This is a genomic window from Terriglobus sp. ADX1 (assembly GCF_036877645.1).
Lineage (GTDB): Bacteria > Acidobacteriota > Terriglobia > Terriglobales > Acidobacteriaceae > Terriglobus.
Genome location: NZ_JAEDXV010000003.1, coordinates 167,605 through 184,956 on the forward strand (window position 1 = coordinate 167,605; position 17,352 = coordinate 184,956).

At 58.3% G+C, this 17,352-nt stretch carries 17 protein-coding genes; 9 read left to right on the top strand and 8 right to left on the bottom strand.

The genetic code is table 11. The features are described 5' to 3' along the window. Positions 1–234 precede the first annotated feature (234 nt). Together JAO32_RS03500 and JAO32_RS03505 are read right to left on the bottom strand one after the other, a co-directional pair. The gene (locus tag JAO32_RS03500; RefSeq protein ID WP_334237533.1) at positions 235–1,023 is read right to left on the bottom strand and encodes a septal ring lytic transglycosylase RlpA family protein; all 789 of its coding nucleotides are present in this window, start codon (positions 1,021–1,023) and stop codon (positions 235–237) included. Then, complete coding sequence (locus tag JAO32_RS03505) at positions 1,007–1,192, bottom strand: hypothetical protein (protein WP_334237535.1); 186 nt, start codon at positions 1,190–1,192, stop codon at positions 1,007–1,009. The genes JAO32_RS03500 and JAO32_RS03505 overlap by 17 nt, the downstream gene beginning before the upstream one ends. Before the next feature lie 207 nt (positions 1,193–1,399). Between JAO32_RS03505 and JAO32_RS03510 the strand changes: the two genes are divergently transcribed. Beyond that, a complete protein-coding gene (locus tag JAO32_RS03510) occupies positions 1,400–2,185 on the top strand; it encodes a hypothetical protein (protein ID WP_334237538.1) in 786 nt (261 codons plus the stop codon). Between the two features lie 323 nt (positions 2,186–2,508). Continuing rightward, entirely contained in the window at positions 2,509–4,635 is a 2,127-nt protein-coding gene (locus tag JAO32_RS03515; protein WP_334237540.1) for a radical SAM protein, read from the top strand. Between the two features lie 68 nt (positions 4,636–4,703). Here JAO32_RS03515 and JAO32_RS03520 read toward each other — a convergent pair whose 3' ends face one another. Further along, positions 4,704–5,948, bottom strand: coding sequence for an aminotransferase class V-fold PLP-dependent enzyme (locus JAO32_RS03520; protein WP_334237542.1), 1,245 nt, complete (start codon positions 5,946–5,948; stop codon positions 4,704–4,706). 49 nt (positions 5,949–5,997) lie between these two features. Beyond that, on the bottom strand, positions 5,998–6,372 hold the full coding sequence (locus tag JAO32_RS03525) for a RidA family protein (protein WP_334237544.1): 375 nt from the start codon (positions 6,370–6,372) through the stop codon (positions 5,998–6,000). 110 nt (positions 6,373–6,482) lie between these two features. Between JAO32_RS03525 and JAO32_RS03530 the strand changes: the two genes are divergently transcribed. Continuing rightward, positions 6,483–6,941 carry a hypothetical protein gene (locus JAO32_RS03530; protein WP_334237546.1) on the top strand — a complete coding sequence of 153 codons (459 nt, stop codon included), beginning with the start codon at positions 6,483–6,485 and terminating at the stop codon, positions 6,939–6,941. 2 nt (positions 6,942–6,943) lie between these two features. Here JAO32_RS03530 and JAO32_RS03535 read toward each other — a convergent pair whose 3' ends face one another. Then, a complete protein-coding gene (locus JAO32_RS03535; RefSeq protein WP_334237548.1) occupies positions 6,944–8,527 on the bottom strand; it encodes a helicase HerA-like domain-containing protein in 1,584 nt (527 codons plus the stop codon). An 81-nt stretch (positions 8,528–8,608) separates the two neighbouring features. Here JAO32_RS03535 and lepB (JAO32_RS03540) point away from each other — a divergent pair, with 81 nt between their 5' ends. After that, entirely contained in the window at positions 8,609–9,406 is a 798-nt protein-coding gene (gene lepB / locus JAO32_RS03540) for a signal peptidase I (protein ID WP_334237550.1), read from the top strand. Between the two features lie 3 nt (positions 9,407–9,409). Then, on the top strand, positions 9,410–11,149 hold the full coding sequence (locus tag JAO32_RS03545; RefSeq protein WP_334237552.1) for an AsmA family protein: 1,740 nt from the start codon (positions 9,410–9,412) through the stop codon (positions 11,147–11,149). Between the two features lie 12 nt (positions 11,150–11,161). On the opposite strand, the gene JAO32_RS03550 is transcribed toward JAO32_RS03545, so the two are convergent. Both JAO32_RS03550 and JAO32_RS03555 read right to left on the bottom strand, forming a co-directional pair. After that, entirely contained in the window at positions 11,162–12,001 is an 840-nt protein-coding gene (locus tag JAO32_RS03550; protein ID WP_334237554.1) for a LytR/AlgR family response regulator transcription factor, read from the bottom strand. A 103-nt stretch (positions 12,002–12,104) separates the two neighbouring features. Then, positions 12,105–13,052 carry a hypothetical protein gene (locus JAO32_RS03555; protein ID WP_334237555.1) on the bottom strand — a complete coding sequence of 316 codons (948 nt, stop codon included), beginning with the start codon at positions 13,050–13,052 and terminating at the stop codon, positions 12,105–12,107. A 148-nt stretch (positions 13,053–13,200) separates the two neighbouring features. Here JAO32_RS03555 and rnc point away from each other — a divergent pair, with 148 nt between their 5' ends. From rnc to JAO32_RS03570, 3 genes are all read left to right on the top strand, one after another. Beyond that, a complete protein-coding gene (gene rnc, locus JAO32_RS03560; RefSeq protein ID WP_334237557.1) occupies positions 13,201–14,028 on the top strand; it encodes a ribonuclease III in 828 nt (275 codons plus the stop codon). Further along, complete coding sequence (gene lepB, locus JAO32_RS03565) at positions 14,025–14,717, top strand: signal peptidase I (RefSeq protein WP_334237560.1); 693 nt, start codon at positions 14,025–14,027, stop codon at positions 14,715–14,717. The genes rnc and lepB (JAO32_RS03565) overlap by 4 nt, the downstream gene beginning before the upstream one ends. Before the next feature lie 66 nt (positions 14,718–14,783). Continuing rightward, on the top strand, positions 14,784–15,605 hold the full coding sequence (locus JAO32_RS03570; protein ID WP_334237562.1) for a class I SAM-dependent methyltransferase: 822 nt from the start codon (positions 14,784–14,786) through the stop codon (positions 15,603–15,605). Positions 15,606–15,637: 32 nt separating this feature from the next. Here JAO32_RS03570 and JAO32_RS03575 read toward each other — a convergent pair whose 3' ends face one another. Next, positions 15,638–16,417 carry a tetratricopeptide repeat protein gene (locus tag JAO32_RS03575; protein ID WP_334237564.1) on the bottom strand — a complete coding sequence of 260 codons (780 nt, stop codon included), beginning with the start codon at positions 16,415–16,417 and terminating at the stop codon, positions 15,638–15,640. Positions 16,418–16,568: 151 nt separating this feature from the next. On the opposite strand from JAO32_RS03575, the gene JAO32_RS03580 reads away from it, so the two are divergent. After that, positions 16,569–17,249 (top strand): YdeI/OmpD-associated family protein, encoded by a 681-nt coding sequence (locus JAO32_RS03580; protein WP_334237566.1) that lies wholly within the window; start codon positions 16,569–16,571, stop codon positions 17,247–17,249. Positions 17,250–17,352 lie beyond the last annotated feature (103 nt).

The window sequence follows — 17,352 nt, forward strand, 5'->3', positions numbered from 1 at the left end:
AGACACGACTCCCTTTATGGATGCGATGTGCATGAGCGGGGAAGCATAGGGCGCGATATCAGAGATCGCAGGCGCAAGGTTGACAGCCGTGTGAGGACTGGACCACAAAGGCGCACTTCTCCAGCGAAGCACAGAGTAGCACATCTGTTTAGACGTAGGAAAGTTAAAAAAGACGCAGCAGTATACGCCCAGTGAAATCAACCTGTCTTTACAGCCTGAGGGCCGTATGGAGGGTCAATCCAGGCGGACGAGATAGGGAAGGGCGTCGGGCTCTGCGGTTCTCATGCTGTCTGCGATAGCAACCGCCTGCCGCTTGTCGTATCCGAGCGGGTTGATGCGTACCCAATGACCCGTAGGCCCTTGAAACTCCAGCACTTTTGCGGTGCTGTAGCGCCTCTGCAGGTCGTTTTGCAGGCGTAGAGCGTTGCGAGAATCTTGGAATGCACCAATTTGCACGCACCATTTGCCTGTGGGCGATACTCCGGCACGCTCCTGCAGAACTTCAATCCGCACCTGCGTTACGCCTGCACGATACACGCCTGTGGCTTTCGCCGCGGCTAATGACAGATCCAGCACGCGCCCATGCACAAAGGGACCGCGGTCGGTAATAACGACGACTACCGATTGATTCGTCGCTGTATTGGTTACGCGAACGGTGGTTCCCATGGGCAGCGTCCGGTGTGCAGCGGTCATGGCGTTCTGGTCGTAAGGCTGGCCGTTGGCGGCCTGGCGGTTGTGATACGGCGGACCATACCAACTGGCAAGGCCCACTTCCACGCTGGAATCGCGAGGGGGCAGGGCGTTGTCATTCCAGTTTGGGGGCGGTGTTGCGTACGACGGCAGTGGCCGTTTCGCTGTTGCGGAACTGGAGGATGAGGCGCCACCGCGCACCGGCGGAGGGGGCGGATAGTTCCGCGACACCCTTGTCTTGTGATGGCATCCGGTGGTGAGCAGCACCAGCAGCAGGCTGGCAAATACCAGCCCCGCGCGCTGCCATTTGCTGTGGCTAGCGCCTGCTGTCATCCATCTTCTCCGCCAGTTTGTGCAGTCCATCCGCAGCCTTTTTCAGCGCAGACGAACCCTGTTGCCGTACCTCTGGCACCACCTCGTCGTTCAGGTAGCGGATCAGGCGCTGCAGTTCGGCCTCGGCACGGTCGGTTGCATCCTGTACTTCGCGATTCCAGTCAGCCATCTCCCGATTCCTTCCCCGCGCCGATGGGCGCACGCATCCACATGCAATTAGAACCGTATCCACAGGAAGGGTTCTGCGGGAATTCTCAGGAGTTGCCGCGAAAGTTAACCCCGGAAGCCGGTGCAACTCAGGAGAAATAACAGGCTTCCTATCTGCGATACCCCCGAGGCATTCTGTATGGAACCCCGGAAAAAGGAAAACGCCACGTTGAAGCGATATCTTATTGCGTCTGCCGCCTCTCTTTTGTTCTCTCCTCTGCTGCTCGCGCAGGAGACGAATGTGCAGCCCGCTGCGGAGGCGCGACTGGAGCAGCCCGCTTTGCTGCCGGATGCACCCTCTGCCGTACGCGATTCGCTGGAGGATCAGGCCCAGGATAAGAACGCGAACTCGCCTGTCCGGGCCAATGTGGGGAATTATGGACGGCCAGTGGCGAAGAAATATGCGAGCGTGATCTATCCCGGTCAGCAGGCGTTGCCGCTCAGTGCCACGGACAAGATGGTTTATGCGGTTCCCGATGCCTTTGGCCTGATCAACGTGGCCAGCATTATGACTTCCGCGGGATGGTCGCACCTGGTGGATTCAGCACCTCATTACGGTCACAACAGCGAAGCTTTCGGTAAACGCGTAGGCGCAGCGGCATTGCGTAATGTGACTCAAAGCTTGAGTACTGATGCTGTTTTTGCTCCGATCTTTCACGATGATCCGCGTTATTACCAGATGGGGCGTGATCAGAATTTCTTCAAGCGCGGCCTTTATGCAGCCTCACGCGTCGTGGTGACGCGATCCGATAGCGGACACGAAAGGCTGAATGCACCGTTGCTGCTTGGATATGGCACCGCAGCCGGAATCAGCAACTTCATCTACCCCGATCAGGACACCGGAGCGAAGGCTACATTGAGTAACTACGGCATGTCGCTGTGCGGTGCTGCCATTGGCATGCTCACCAATGAGTTTCTGGACGACGCTCTGCGCATCGTTCATTTGCGTAAATAGTGCGATTTACTGAGAAAACGCCATTTCGCGTCACCCAGGAAAGCCGACTGATTAAGTCGGCTTTTTATTGCGCAAAAGCAACCCTTCCGTTCGCTGCAAGAGATCGCCGTTCGCTGCTCGATGTTGCTGTTCCGTAAATCGAAGATGTGCCTCCCTGACCCTTCCGGTACGCTTTTTGAGGCGCAAGTCCCTGTGTCTTTATGGGTTCGTGCCGAAAGTTTGGAGCTTGGGATGGGATTCAATCATCTTTAAGCTCGTCGCATAGATTCATTCAGCCCGTCCACGTGATCAACACGGGGCAAGGCATTCGTTCAGGAGAAGGTATGGCCAAGGCATCGAAGCTCGCAGAAAAAGCCCTTACGCTGGCAGCGCAAGGCGCATGGGTGGTGTTTGACAAGCTGAATAACATCAGCCCGAACCCGTCGTTCACGCCAAAGTGGAGCGACAAGCCTCTGCTCAAGAGCTACCAGAAGGAAAAGCCGCCCCTTGGCTGGCCCCGTACGACCGATTCGCTATGCCCCCGCTGCGTTCCGGAGATCCGTCAGCAGATCGTTGACGGTAAGCTGCCCCACGAAATCCTTCTCAACGAGAAGGTCGGCGAGATCAAGGCGCAGATCATTGAGCGCGATGGCCAGATCCTGATGGTGAAGGATTGTCCGATCCACGGCCACTTCGAGGACGTGATGTCCATCGATCCGCCGATGATGAAGCACCTGGAAGACGTCTTCCCGGGCCGCGACATCCGCGCCCACAACGACGAGAAGCTGCACAATCACGGCACCAGCACCGTGACGCACGGACGTGGTTCGGTTCTGACGATCGATCTTACGAACCGTTGCAACATGATGTGCGACCCCTGCTTCATGGACGCGAACCAGGTCGGCTTCGTTCACGAACTGACGTGGGACGAGATCAAGACCATGCTGGACAACGCGATCCAGATCAAGCCGAAGCGCCAGATGTCGGTACAGTTCTCGGGCGGCGAGCCGACCCTGAGCCCGTACTTCCTGGATGCTGTGGCTTATGCCCGTAAGGTTGGTTACAACTCGGTTCAGGCTGCCACCAACGGTATTGAGTTTGCGAAGTCGAAGGAATTTGCGAAGGCCGCGGCAGAAGCCGGTCTGCGCTACGCATACCTCCAGTTCGACGGTATCGGCAACGCTGCAAACAGCCACCGTAAGGTTGGTAACTCGTTTGACGTGAAGCTGCAGGCGATCCACAACCTGCATGAGGCAGGCGTGGACATCGTTCCCGTCACCTGCATCATCAACGGCATCAACAACGAGCAGGTTGGCCGCATCATCGAGTTCGCACTCGACAACCCGAAGAAGATCAACTTCCTCTCGTTCCAGCCTGTGTCGTTCACAGGCCGCGACGAAGCAGTTTCCGACGAGCGCCGTCACGCACAGCGTTACACGCTGTCGCACCTGGCACACGACATCCGCAACCAGACGGGTCTTGGCGAGTCCACCCGCGACTGGTTCCCCATCTCGTTCATGTCCACCTTCTCTGACTGGGCCGATCTGGTTCACGGACCGGAGCATGAGTGGGGCCAGCTTTCCTGCGGTTGCCACCCGAACTGCGGTATCGGCATGGCGCTGATGATCGATAAGGAAACCAAGGAAGCTGTGCCGGTAACTGCGTTCCTGAACGCTGTACAGCTTGCGAAGGACGTGGCTCGTGTCAACGATGCGGCTCGCGGCAAGTTCCTGTCGATCCTGGGTGTGTCGCTTGCGCTGCTGCGCAACTACGACCCGACCAAGTCGCCCACGCACTTCCGTATCCTCGACCTGCTGCAGAAGTTCGACAAGTGCTTCGGCGCTACCGGACGCAACTACGGTAAGGTAACGGGCGACCGTACCATGGCCGACATTGAGAAGCGCCGCGCTGACCGCTGGAACTTCCTCTTTATCGCCGGCATGTGGTTCCAGGATCTGTTCAACTACGACTTCCGCCGCACCGAGCAGTGCATCATTCCGTACGCAACGCAGGAAGGCGAAATCAGCTTCTGCGCATACAACACGGGCATCGGCTGGCGCAACATCATCGAGAAGATGCACATGACGTCGACCCTCACCAAGTGGTACGAGGAGCACGGCCGTCACGAAATCTTCGCCGGCGGTAAGAAGGTAGCCATCGAGAAGCAGGAGAAGTATGACCTGGTTCTGAACGAGGCTCACGTGAACTCCGCTGCAAACGATACCTTCGACAAGAGCGGTATCGCCAAGAACGCACGCGAAGAGAAGATCCGTGCACGCGATGCGAAGCTGAAGCAGGATGCAGAGAACGCCCGCATGGCGAAGCTCTACCGCAAGGAAATCCTGAAGGAGCAGGAACAGCCCGGCTTCGTCGCTCTCGGCGAAATCGGTGGTCTGGGCGGCATCAAGCCCGCTCCGAAGGCTGAAGTTGTTGCTGAGATCAAGAACGACGAACTGGTTGCAGGCGACTAATCTCCTCACCAGAACGAACTAAGAAAGGCCGTCCGAAAGGGCGGCCTTTCTGTTGTCCGTTACTCACTTCATGCCAGTGCATTCAGGAGCGTGTGAATGTCTGCTTCGTTGTTATAGACGGAGGGTGCGATGCGCATGCGGCCGGGATACATCGAGATATCAACCTTGCTGGCTTTCAGCTTTCTGTTGGTCGCCTCGTCATCCCTCACATGGAAAGCAATGATGGAGGCCCCCGCGTCTTCGGGCGTGATACAGGCGTAGCCCAGCTTTGGCAGTTCAGCGCGCAGGATGCCATTTAATGTGTGGGCGTGGTGCTGGATGTTGGGCACGCCGAGTTGCAGTATCCACGGCAGGGATGCGCTGAGTGCGGCGATGACGGGATTGGCGTAGGTGCCGATCTCGAAGTAGCCTGCAGCGTTCTGTAATTGATCGAACGTGGCGGGATAGGGGCCGGGCTTGTCGCCGGGTAGTGCGTGGTATTCCATGTCGCCGAACTGGCGGAAGCTCATCAGCGGGCGTTGCAGTGCGGGCAGCACGTTGGCGCGTGCGTAGAGGAAGCCAATCCCGAAGTCGCCCATGAGCCACTTGTAGCTGGCTGAGGCAAGGAAGTCGACGCCGCTTGCCTTCACATCAATGGGCATGCAGCCTGCGCCTTGCACTGCATCCAGAAACAGCTTTGCTCCGTGTGCGTGGGCGAGATCGGCGAGCCACTTGGGATTGTGCGTGAAGCCGTTAATCCATGAGACAAGCGATACCGCGATGAGTCGCGTGTTCTTGTCGACTGCTTTTTCGAATTCAATGTTGTCTACGATCCATGCACCGGCATCATTGGTTGTGGCCTTCACGATGCGTACGTCCACGCCTCGCTTTTGCAGTTCAGAGTAGAGGTATAGCGAGCCTTCAAAGTGGAGTGAATCAGTGACGATGTTTGGCTTTGGACCACTCGCAGCGGGGTGCATAAGTCCCAGCGCGCTGACAACGAGGTTTTCACCGGTGCTGGTGCTGTTCACGTAAGCGATTTCATCCGGTGTGGCGTTGATGAGCTTGGCGAAGCTTTCCTTTGCAACCAACGAAATAGGGCTGGTGGTGCTGGTCTGCTTCACAGCCATCGTGCCCTTGCTATCGAGATAGGCGTCGACCGCGACACGGGTGCTGATGCTCATGGGGTGGATGCGTGCGTTGTTGATGTACACACCGTATTGCGGTGTGACGAAGGCATCGCGTGCTGGCAGAAGAGTGGAGGGCGTCATGGAGATGGTCCCACTGGCGGACGTTGCGCGAGCTGTCAGCAATGCCGCGCCTGCATTCTTCATCAAGGATCGTCTGGAGAACACACGTCACCTCGGAGAGAGGATGATTAGCCTAGTTATCTTTTACAGCAATGCCGATCAATTCAAAACGGGCGTTGAAAAGTAGTGTTCCAGAACCGAGAAATGCGCGCGGCGGAAGTGGTCCTGTGAAGTAAGTCCGGTACACCGCGTTGAATGTTTCCCATAGGCTGACATCGCTACAGAAGACCTGCAACTGAACAAGATGTTCCATCTTCATGCCGGCGAGGGCGAGCACCTTTTGTATGTCGTCCAGGACGAGGCGCGCTTCTTCTTCGGCAGTGGAGGGAGTCTGCGTGGTACCCGGCAGAAGCCCGATACGTCCCGAGAGATACAGCGTGAGGCCGTCCACCAGGACTGCATCGGCAAACGGATATTGAGGATTCTGTGTGAAGTATTCGCGGCCCATGAGGTTCCCTTCATGAATCTTTGCGTCAAGTGTAGAGCGTGCATTCCATCACGTCTTTGTCCTAAGGCGAAGCGGTACTCTTTGCTGCGTGAATGCTCGTCCTACAGAGCATGAACAGGCAATCTTTTCACCATCGGATTTTTCGTGGCGCGGTCCAGGCTGTGCCCTCGTTTGGTGTGTTTCTACTTACGGTTTTGCTGGTGGTGCAGAGTGGCATTACGCAGCAGCGACCGGAGCCGCCGTCGGCTGCAATGGAGGTGGATCGCATTGCGCGTGCCATGTCGCGTGCGCAGGTGGCGCTTACTACCGATCAGCAGAAACAGATCTTCAGTGTTTACGTGGATGCGCAGACTGCAGCGCAATCGTCTTCCAGCAGCAGCACGGATGAGTTCACGCGCCGACAGCAGATGGAGGCATTGCAGACGAGTGTGCGCAATGAAGTGCGTGCGTTGCTGACGGACGCACAGCAGAAGGTGTTTGACGCGATGACTACGCAACGTGGCCCGGAAGGAAATGGTGGCCCTGGAGTTGGCGGCCCACCTTCCGGACCGCCTCCTTCTGGTTTGTAGAGCTAGTAGCTGTTACGCCGTGAAGAAGAACCCATCATGCTGCCCATGATGGAGCCAAGTACGCCACGCACAATCTGTCTTCCGGCCTGGCTGGCCATTGCGCGAGCGGCGGATTTAGCGGCGGTTTCTATGATGGAGTCTGCGCCGCGTCCGCCGCGAGGGCCTGTTGGTCCGCGTTGTGTCAGCACTTCTGTCACGCTGGAGAGCCATCCGCCGCTTTGTTGCTGCGGTACGTCCTGTGGCACCGGCATGTCATTCGGTATGGGCGAAGGTGTTCCTGCAGGCGCTGCGTTGTTTGCGGTGGAGGATGTGCTGGCGCGCTGGTTCAGGCGTTCGTAGGCGCTCTCGCGGTCGACAACCTTGTCGTAAACGCCAGCGACAACGGAGGTCTGCATCAGCGATTTGCGTTCCTCTGGCGTGACGGGGCCAATGCGTGCGTGTGGCGGTATGACCCATGCACGCTCCACGATGGTGGGCGTGCCTTGTTCATCAAGAAAACTAACTAATGCTTCGCCCACGCCAAGCTGGCTGATGGCTTCCTCTGTATTCAATGCAGGGTTCACGCGGAATGTCTGCGCGGCAACCTTCACGGCCTTCTGTTCTTGCGGCGTGAACGCACGCAGCGCGTGTTGCACGCGATTGCCGAGCTGAGACAGCACTACCGGCGGGATGTCTGCGGGGTTCTGCGTAACGAAGTAAATGCCCACGCCTTTGCTGCGGATCAGTCGCACCACCTGTTCGATCTTCTGGGAGAGCTGTGCTGGCAGGTCGTTGAACAGCAGATGAGCTTCATCGAAGAAGAAGACCAGCTTCGGCTTGTCCATGTCTCCCACTTCAGGCAGGTGCTCGTAGAGTTCGCTCAGCAGCCACAGCAGGAATGTGGCGTAGAGCTGCGGCGACTGCATCAGCTTGTCCGCTGCAAGAATGTTGACGACGCCTTTGCCATCGACTGTCTGCAATAGGTCGTCGATGTTCAGTGCAGGTTCGCCGAGAAACTTATCGCCACCCTGCTGCTCCAGCGAGACGAGGCCGCGCTGAATGGCGCCGATGGAAGCTGCGGAGATGTTGCCGTATTCGGTCTGGTAGGTCTTCGCGTTTTCACCCACGGCATTCAGCATGGCCTTCAGGTCTTTCAGGTCGAGCAGCAGAAGGCCCTGGTCGTCAGCGATTTTGAAGACCAGCGTCAGTACGGCGGTCTGCGTGTCGTTCAGGTTCAGAATGCGGGCAAAGAGCAGGGGGCCGATTTCGCTTACGGTGGTGCGCAGCGGGTGCCCTTCTTCACCGAAGACATCCCAGAAGGTGACAGGGCATCCGGCAAAGGTCCATGTGCCCAGTCCCAGCTTCTGCACGCGGGCGTCGAACTTTGGGGAGGATGCGCCGGGCTCGGCAATGCCGCTGAGGTCACCCTTTACGTCGGCGGCGAAGACGGGCACGCCGATGCTGCTGAAGGCCTGCGCCATTACCTCCAGCGTTACGGTTTTTCCGGTGCCGGTGGCTCCGGCCACCAGACCGTGGCGGTTGGCCATTCCGGGCAGCAACGTGAGTTCTTTTGCGTCGTTTTTGGCAATCAGCAGAGGTTCAGACACGGGAAAGCGCCTCCTTCGGCAACGCGTTGATTGTAAAAGCAGCGGAACCGGACGCGGCCATCCGGTAGACTAGACGCTGCCATGGCTGAAACCGCAGTCGCCCACGAAGAAGAGAAGCACGAAACTCTGCCCGAATCACTTGCCGGACTGGCCTACGTGCTGGTTATCGGTCTCTTCATCATGACGTTTCTCTTCCAGAACTTCGCGATTCCGTCGGGATCCATGGAAAAGACGCTGCTGGTTGGTGATCACGTTCTGGTGGATCGCGTGACCCTGGCGCCGCCCACCAAGTGGATGCCGCTGGAGTGGCACCGGCAGGTGCAGCGCGGCGATGTGATTGTTTTCGTCAAGCCGCACCCGGAGAATCCGGATCTGATCCTGGTAAAGCGTGCGATTGGCCTGCCGGGTGACCGCATTCATCTGGAGCACGGGATTGTGTATCGCAACGGTCAGCGTCTGGATGAGCCGCAGATTTCTGTTCCTGACAACTCCGGCATCCCCAGCCACAATTACGATACGGCGCGCGATGACTTTCCGCGCGACATTAACGGCATTGCCTCTGCGGCTGCGATGAATAATGCAGAGCATTGGGCCGTGGATATTCGCAATCATGTACAGAACGGCGAGCTGGTTGTGCCGGAAGGCTCCGTCTTCGCTATGGGCGACAACCGCCTGGAGAGCCTCGATTCACGTTACTGGGGCTTTGTGCCACAGGAGAACCTGATTGGCCGTCCCATGTTCGTCTACTGGTCATTTGTTACACCGGACGACCAGGTGATTAAGGCGCAGTATCCCAGCACTGCCGGATGGTTCCTCCACGTTATTACGCATTTCTTCAGCGATACTCGCTGGAGCCGCACCTTGCACCGGATTCAGTAGGCGATGGAGAACGAAGAAGTCCTGCACGACGACCATCACCCGCTGTGGACACCCACCATCCGCCGCCGCCTGACCTTTGTTCTGATTGGGGCGCTGGTGGTGGTGCTGCTGATCGTTCTGCCGCCTTACATCAGCGTCAGCCGGTATCAGCGGCGTGTGGCGTCGGCCATGTCGGAGGCGCTGGGGCGTCCCGTGCGCATCGACAACATTCAGCTTCACGTGTTGCCGCTACCGGGGCTTACGCTTTCGAATTTTGTGGTCAGTGAGACGCCGGAGTTTGGTTCGGAGCCTATTCTGCGCGCGAATACTGTTGAGGCGCGCCTGCGTCTCGCATCGCTGTGGCGCCGACGCATTGAAGTGTCGCGCATTTCGCTGGATTCCCCTTCGATCAACCTGGTGCGCAACACGCAGACGGGTCGATGGAATCTACAGAAGCTGGTCACGCAGGCATCGCAGATTACTTCTGCACCCACCACGCAGGCAAAGGCCAGCGAGGCTCCGCGCTTTCCTTACATTGAAGCAACGGATGCGCGGTTGAACATCAAGAATGGTGATGTGAAGCTGCCGTTTTCGCTGAAGGAAGCAGAGTTCGCGCTGTGGTTGCCGGAACCGGATCAATGGCAGCTTCGGCTCTCGGGACGTCCTTCGCGCACGGATACAGACGCATCGGATGTGGGACTGGTGAAGGTAGAAGCCACGCTGGGCCGTGGTGCGGACCTTTCGTCTGCCAGCATTGATCTCAACGCGACGTGGAAGCCCACTCCCATGGGCGAGGCCACGAAGCTGGTTGCAGGAAGCGACCAGGGATGGCGCGGCGAAGCCTCGGCTTCGGCAACGCTGAAGGGCACGCTCAACACGGCGCGTTTGAATGCGGACCTGCATCTGCTCTCACTGCATCGTGCGGACTTTGCGCCGGAACAGACGGCACAGATCAACGCGCACTGCGAAGCCGCCACGACAGGCTTGCTGCGCAGCCTGCATGATCTGCGTTGCGCTGTGCCCACCAAGGAAGACACGTCGTTCCTTGCTGCCATTGATTTCCTGCGCAACGAGCCCGCGCCGCTCAGCACCCATGACAAGCCGGATGCCGCTGCCAAGCCGGGCGTATTCCTGCTGCGCGGCGAGATTCCGGACACCTTCTCGTTCAGCACGGCCTCGATGCAGGCTTCGCTGAAGGATGCTTCACCGAACTACGCGCTGGCGTGGATTCGTCTCTTCTCGAAGCGGATTCCGAAGAACCTCAGCCTTGCTGGATCGCTCGACCTGACGGCCTGGAAGGAAGATACCGGGCCGGAGAGCAGCCGCTGGGGAACCACGGTGGTCTGCACCTGTACTCTGCCTGCGCAGCAGGACGACGCTGCAACCGCAAACCATACGTGGAATGTGGTGCTCACGAATGTGGGGACGGGGAACAACAGCGCGTTGCTGGATACGGTGCTGACGCTTACTGCGTATCAGACACAAGGAACCGTGCAGGCTACACCGGAAGCTGTGGTGCCGCGCGTGGCTGAGGCGCAAAGCGTCATCGGCACGCTGGATCGCAACAGCTACAAGCTGACTTTCGCGTCGGCAGATGTGGCGCGCCTTGCGGCTCGTTACTTCCCGCCGCTGGGCGACGGCATGCCCGCAGAAACAGCAGAAGGCAGTCAGCTTCAGACGCAGCGTAACTGGACAGGAACTCCTGTCTGGACGGCAACCGCCACTGCGCCTGTCACGAAGGCAAAGCCGCATCATCGCCGCTAAGTCTGCTTTGGATTAAAGATTGAAGAGTTCGCGCAGGCGTTTCACCTGTGCGCGTGCCACGGGAATCTCCGTGTGTTTGCGGTCGTCCATACGCAGTAGATAGCTGGATTTGAACCACGGCACCACTTCGCGGATGTGCTGGATGTTCACCACAAAGCTGCGATGTGCTCGCCAGAACGTCTCAGGATCAAGCTGATCCAGCAGCTCTTCCAGCGTGCGGACGTTGCTCATGCCCTCCAGCGTGGGTGTGACAACGGAGATGGCGCCTTCTTCAATGGAGGCGAAACAAATCTCTCGCTGGTCCACCAACAACAATCGTTGCGCGGAACGGACCACGACTTTGCCGGAGCGCTGTTTGGGCGCTGTTACGGCCTGCTGTGCCTGTACCTCCAGCAGCTTCAGTAGGCTCTCCAGCCGCTCTTCCGCGCTGGCCTGTGAGACGGGCTCCAGCTGCGTCTCGGCTGCGGCCGATGTTTGTCCGGTACGACGCATACGTGCCTTTTCCACGGCAAGGGCAACGCGCTTTTCCTCGAAGGGCTTCAGCAGGTAGTCAATGGCGTTTACTTCAAATGCGCGTACTGCGTACTGATCAAACGCGGTAGCAAAGATGACCTCAGGCATGCGCAGAGAGCGGTCTTCCATCAACCGCTTCAGTACGCCGAAGCCGTCCAGCCCCGGCATCTGCACGTCCATGAACAGGACGTCCGGCGCGTGGTCCAGCACGGTGGAAACTGCTTCCAGGCCATTAGAGGCTTCGGCCACCACATCCACCTCGCCAGCGCGTTCCAGCAGGTAACGGAGTTCGCGCCGCGCCAGCGCTTCATCGTCCACAATGACTGCGTTCAAAGGCATTGGATATAGGGTACGCCTTTACCAATGAGAGGGGAGTACCAATGAAAATGCCGGATGCAGTGTGATTTTCTGCATCCGGCACGATTTTTGTAATTGTTGCGACCTACATGTTGGTGTGGCCGGAGCGCATCTCTTCGTTGAAGGTGGGGCGCGTGAATTCCAGCGCGTCCTGCAGGTGGTGCTCGTATTCCGCGTGGTGAGCCATCAGAGGCTCGGTGCTGGAGGCGTATTCAAACTTCGGATCCAGCTTCAGGATGCCCTCGCCCGCCAGCGATTCAGCCGTCTTCTTCAGCTCTTCCACGCTGGTGTTCAGGTACTGTGCGTCGCGCGGATCGGCAATCCAGACCGGAGCGCCGTTGCCCAGCACGCCGCTCAGCCAGTAGACCTTGCTCAGCAGGTAGTCTGCGCGCTGCTGTGCTGTGGTGTCGTTGAAGATGAACTTGCCCTGCTTCGCGGAGTAGTAACGCGTGGTCACGGGAACCACCTGGCGGTTGCCACCGCTCTTGGTCAGTTCCATCTGGCCCTGGTCCAGAATCTTGCGCACAGCGTTGTAGATGAAGCCCTCTGCGAAGGGCTGCTCGGGGGCCGCGACGACCTCAGCAAAGGTCACAGTCATGCTGGCGCTGACCTTGGCCTTCAGCAGCTGGTCGGCAGCCGTCTTGCCGTCTTCCAGTGCTGCGCCACCGTGCACCACGTAGGTGTCTGCGCCGCTAACGGAGAGGTGGAAGGGCCACTGCCAGTTGGTGAGGGAGACGGGCAGGCCGCCCAGCGTCACGAAAACATCCGGACGCGGGTTGGTGAGGCGCTTTGCCGATTCCAGCAGATACGCACGCACGGACGGCGCAATGTTTGCCGCAGTGATGTCGAAGCCCGCACTCAATTCCAGCGTGAAGGTGTGGCCCTCGGGCGCGGAGACCAACGCCAGCGTGTACTTCTCCGTAGGAATGCCGTTGAATCCAGCGGATTCCTGCCCATTCACCACCACCAGGCCAGCTTCTGCCGCGGCCTTCTGCACACCTTCTGCCAACTTCGTGTTCAAAGCGATTGCCATTTCCGTTCCTGTGTTTTTCTATGCGCGCGGACCATCCGGTTCGCCGCGAATTTCCAACTTTTGCCTGACACTTTATGGTAACGCGAATGGGCCGGGAATTCCGCGTTTGTGGGCGGCGGCAGAGCCAAAGCAGCTACCATAGCAGGTGATGGCGAAGCGTTCGAAAGCAATGGAACAGGTGCAGTCGGCGGAACCAGCAGAGTCGCTGGAAGACCGACTGCGTTACCAGTTTCGCAATCCGGAGTTGCTGCGGCTGGCTCTGACGCATAGTTCGCTGGCCTTTGAAAAAGGCGATGGCACGCCGAATCGAACCACGGAAGATAATGAGCAGCTTGAGTTTCTGGGCGATGCCGTGGTTGGCCTCATCGTTACGGAGCTGCTGATCCAGCATTTTCCGGACCGCCGCGAAGGCGATTTGACCCGCATGCGCGCCATGCTGGTCAGTGGCAAAAGCATGAGCGAAGCGGCTGTGCGGATGGGCATTGGGCGAGACCTGTTCCTGGGGCGTGGCGAGGAATCTACCGGCGGACGGACTCGTTCCAGCGTATTGGCGGATGCCGTGGAAGCCATTGTGGCGGCGATCTTTCGCGATGCAGGGAACGCCGGTTCTGCTCCCGGAAGCGGGTTGCGTGCGGCGAAGGCATTTGTGGAACGCGAAATCTTTAAGCCGCGGTTGGCGGAGCTGAAGATGGCAGCCTCTCAAGGGGCGCGTTTTGGCGGTATTGTGGGTGACTGGAAATCCGCGTTGCAGGAGTTGTTGCAGGCGCGCGGCGAGGGCCAACCAACGTACCGCACGCTGGAAGAGACCGGCGACGCCCACAATAAACGGTTTCGCGTGGAAGTCCTGTTGGGCGACCGCGTGATGGGCGAAGGCGAGGGTGGCAGCAAGAAAGCTGCGCAGCAGGCAGCGGCACACATTGCGTACGACCTGCTGAATCCCGAGGTTGCGGCGGATGGAGTGATCGCTACCGCATGATGCGCCGCGCGGCCAGCTTCGTTGCCGATGCGATGGGCCAGATGGCGGCATCGCTGGCGCGGCTTACGGTCGTGGCGCTATTCGTCATCACATTCGTCGTGCAGCCATCGCAGATTCCTACAGGCTCCATGATTCCCACGCTGCTCGTAGGCGATTTCGTCCTGGTCAACAAGCAGGTTTACGCGAACCCCGGCCACTTCCGCTGGCTCATGCCGTATCGCGATCCGCGGCGCGACGACATCATCGTCTTCCACTACCCCATTGATCCATCGCAACTGCTGGTGAAGCGTGTGATCGCTGTGCCGGGAGATCGTGTGCATCTTCACGAGGGCCAGGTCGTACTGAATGGCGAGCCGTTGAAGGAGCCGTTTGCTCTGTACATCCCGTCGGGCCGTTCACCGTATCGTGATGAGTTTCCCAATCTGCAACGCGCTGACCCTGCGGCTGAAGCTACGTGGTGGATTGAGCTGCGGCAACGCATGCGTGCAGGCGATCTGCCCATACCGGCGGGACGTTATTTCGCCATGGGCGACAATCGCAACAACAGCCAGGACAGCCGCTTCTGGGGGCTGGTGCCGCGGCGCTCGCTGGTGGGCGATCCATTCCTGATCTACCTGAGTACCGCGCCAACACCGGAGCATCCGCGCGGTCATCTGCGCCTCGACCGCATCGGCAGGATTGTTCGCTAAAAATCTTCCTTGACGTTGCCGCGCTGCGTGACTGGAATGGTCTGCAGCGTTCACTGAGGTATTTCCATGGCGACGACACCGGGCATCGATCAAATCAAGCAGGGCATGCGCACTACGTGGATGGCGGGCGATTTCGGCGTGATCGCGAAAACGATCTCTGCCGGGGCCGAGGAGTTTGTGCGAAGTTTGCATCTTCCTGCGGGCGCAAAGGTGTTGGATGTAGCAACGGGAACCGGCAACGTGGCGATTCCGCTTGCACGTGCCGGATGCGTTGTAACCGGTGTGGACATTGCGCCGAACCTGTTGGAACAGGCGCGTGAACGCGCCGCTGCAGAAGGCCTTTCTGCAACCTTCGACGAAGGCGATGCCGAAGCGCTTCCTTATGCGGATGGTAGCTTTGACGCTGTGGTGACGATGTTTGGGGCCATGTTTGCTCCTCGGCCAGATCTGGTGGCGAAGGAGCTTGCACGCGTTCTCAGGCCCGGTGGATTGCTGGCGATGGCGAACTGGAATCCGGAGAGTTTCACCGGCAAGATGTTTCGCATGGGATCGCAGCACGTGCCTCCACCGCCCGGAATCGCGCCGCCTGTTCTGTGGGGTGATGAGGCCACTGTGCAGCAGCGTTTGGATGATGGTTTCACTGATATCCACACAGAACTGACGCCCATTGATTTTGATTTACCCGGTGCACCAGCGGCTGCGGTGCAACTCTTCCGCACGTACTTCGGACCGACGAAGATGGCTTTCTCGCGGCTGAACGAGGCAGGGCAAGCGGCTTTTGCAACGGATATGGTGGCGCTCTGGTCAGCGCATAACGTTGCAGACGATCCCACATCGCGCACGCTGGTGCGCAACGAATATCGCAAAGTTACTGCTCACAGAAAATAACGCAGAGGTCACTCCGGAACCGTACGAAGCGGTTAGTTCTTCTGCATGTCTTCAACCATTTGCAGGAAGGCGTCGCTGGTTCTCATGTCTGCAAATTCCTTGTCGTGCATGAGGCGGTTGCGGTCGCGGAAACCTTCCAGGATGGCCTTGCGCAGATAGTCGAGCGCCATCTTCTGGCTGCCAGCCTGCGCATAGGTGGCGGCCAGGTGATAGTGGATTTCGCTTGCACTCTTTACCTTTGAGTTCGCGGGGATACCGCGATTTGCGGTGCGTTCCAGGATCTCCGGATCAATCGCGAGTGCTTTGCGATACTCGGCGTCGCCTTTGCGGAAATTGCGCTTCGCATAATAGAGCGTGCCCAGGTTTTGCATGGTGTTGGGATCGTTTGGCTTCAGCTTCAGCGATTTGCGATACATCTTTTCTGCGCGCGCAAGGTCGCCCTGGCTGTGCGCCAGCGTGCCCAGATTGTTGTAGGCCTCGGCGTATTTCGGATTGAGCTTGATGGCTTCTTCAAAGCTGGTGCGCGCGCGATCCCACATGAACATGTGCTCACAGGCAATGCCCAGCTTGTTGAGGATGGTTGCGGTGGGGGGAAGCTGTTCGTAGACGTGGATTGCTGCGAGATAACGACCGCGCACCGCGAGTGTGTCTGCCAGCCCCTCAGTGGGCGGCAGCGTGGATACAGTATCGACAGCTTTATCGGTTGTGACGGCAGCGGGAACGGCGGGTGTTGCTGTCGCAGGAGGAACGGCCTGCTGTGCCCATAGCAGGAACGGCGTGAAAAGCAGAGGAAGCCAAATGGAGCGAACCATGGAAACCCTCCTTCCCGGGGGAGCCACAGCCTTAGGGGTGACAAGGATAGTGCGCCTGCGAGTATGCCGTATGCAAGAGATATTTTTATAGGACCGTAACGATGTGCGTGCTGCCGATGTCGCTGTTTTCAGCGCTTTTGTCTGGAGGAGTGTGCGTTGCAGATATACTGCCGCCAACATGGCTACGGCGAAGAAATCATCCACGAAAACATTGTCTGCGCAGAGTTTCGATTCGCGTATCGACGCGCAGATTGCACAAGCTCCCGACTATGCAAAACCCATCCTGGAACATCTTCGCCAGATGGTGCACAAGGCTGTTCCGGAAGCCGTGGAGGATGTGAAATGGAGTCGCCCGTTCTTTACGCTGAATGGCGAAAATCTTTGCTTCATGGCGGCGTTCAAGAATTACTGCGCGTTTGGTTTCTGGTCGCCGAAGATGCCGGAGTATCTGCAGTCGCAGGGCATGCCGAAGGTGGAAGGCGCGGGCAGCATTGGGCAGATTGCTTCTTTAAAAGATCTGCCGAAGGACTTGCCGAAGTATGTGAAGTATGCGGCGGAGTTGATTCGCAAAGGTGAAGCGGGCTCTGCTATGGAAGGGAAGACTCGTAAAGGTACACGGCAGGAGATTGAGATGCCGGATGTGTTCGCTGCTTTGCTGAAGAAGTCAAAGAGTGCGAAGACAAACTTTGAAGCTTTGCCGCCGAGTTGCAAGCGCGAATACCTGGAGTGGATCACCTCGGCAAAGAAAGAAGAAACGCGGGATAAGCGGATGGGTGAAGCCATCACGATGTTGGAGGCAGGACGACGTTTCAACGACAAATATCGTGCGTGATTACAAGCTTAGATACAGCAGAAATTGCTTGCGAAAAAGACTTGTGCTGCATTGCTTGTTGAAATCATCGTTTTCTTCGCTCCGCTCAGAATGACGATGATTT

Bases quoted from the DNA above. Each gene is read 5' to 3' on its own strand.
- JAO32_RS03575 (WP_334237564.1), bottom strand. From the start codon at position 16,417: ATGGTTCGCTCCATTTGGCTTCCTCTGCTTTTCACGCCGTTCCTGCTA.
- JAO32_RS03550 (WP_334237554.1), bottom strand. From the start codon at position 12,001: ATGCCTTTGAACGCAGTCATTGTGGACGATGAAGCGCTGGCGCGGCGC.
- JAO32_RS03530 (WP_334237546.1), top strand. From the start codon at position 6,483: ATGAACAGGCAATCTTTTCACCATCGGATTTTTCGTGGCGCGGTCCAG.
- JAO32_RS03545 (WP_334237552.1), top strand. From the start codon at position 9,410: ATGGAGAACGAAGAAGTCCTGCACGACGACCATCACCCGCTGTGGACA.
- JAO32_RS03500 (WP_334237533.1), bottom strand. From the start codon at position 1,023: ATGACAGCAGGCGCTAGCCACAGCAAATGGCAGCGCGCGGGGCTGGTA.
- JAO32_RS03570 (WP_334237562.1), top strand. From the start codon at position 14,784: ATGGCGACGACACCGGGCATCGATCAAATCAAGCAGGGCATGCGCACT.
- rnc (WP_334237557.1), top strand. From the start codon at position 13,201: ATGGCGAAGCGTTCGAAAGCAATGGAACAGGTGCAGTCGGCGGAACCA.
- JAO32_RS03515 (WP_334237540.1), top strand. From the start codon at position 2,509: ATGGCCAAGGCATCGAAGCTCGCAGAAAAAGCCCTTACGCTGGCAGCG.
- lepB (WP_334237550.1), top strand. From the start codon at position 8,609: ATGGCTGAAACCGCAGTCGCCCACGAAGAAGAGAAGCACGAAACTCTG.
- lepB (WP_334237560.1), top strand. From the start codon at position 14,025: ATGATGCGCCGCGCGGCCAGCTTCGTTGCCGATGCGATGGGCCAGATG.
- JAO32_RS03525 (WP_334237544.1), bottom strand. From the start codon at position 6,372: ATGGGCCGCGAATACTTCACACAGAATCCTCAATATCCGTTTGCCGAT.
- JAO32_RS03555 (WP_334237555.1), bottom strand. From the start codon at position 13,052: ATGGCAATCGCTTTGAACACGAAGTTGGCAGAAGGTGTGCAGAAGGCC.
- JAO32_RS03505 (WP_334237535.1), bottom strand. From the start codon at position 1,192: ATGGCTGACTGGAATCGCGAAGTACAGGATGCAACCGACCGTGCCGAG.
- JAO32_RS03520 (WP_334237542.1), bottom strand. From the start codon at position 5,948: ATGAAGAATGCAGGCGCGGCATTGCTGACAGCTCGCGCAACGTCCGCC.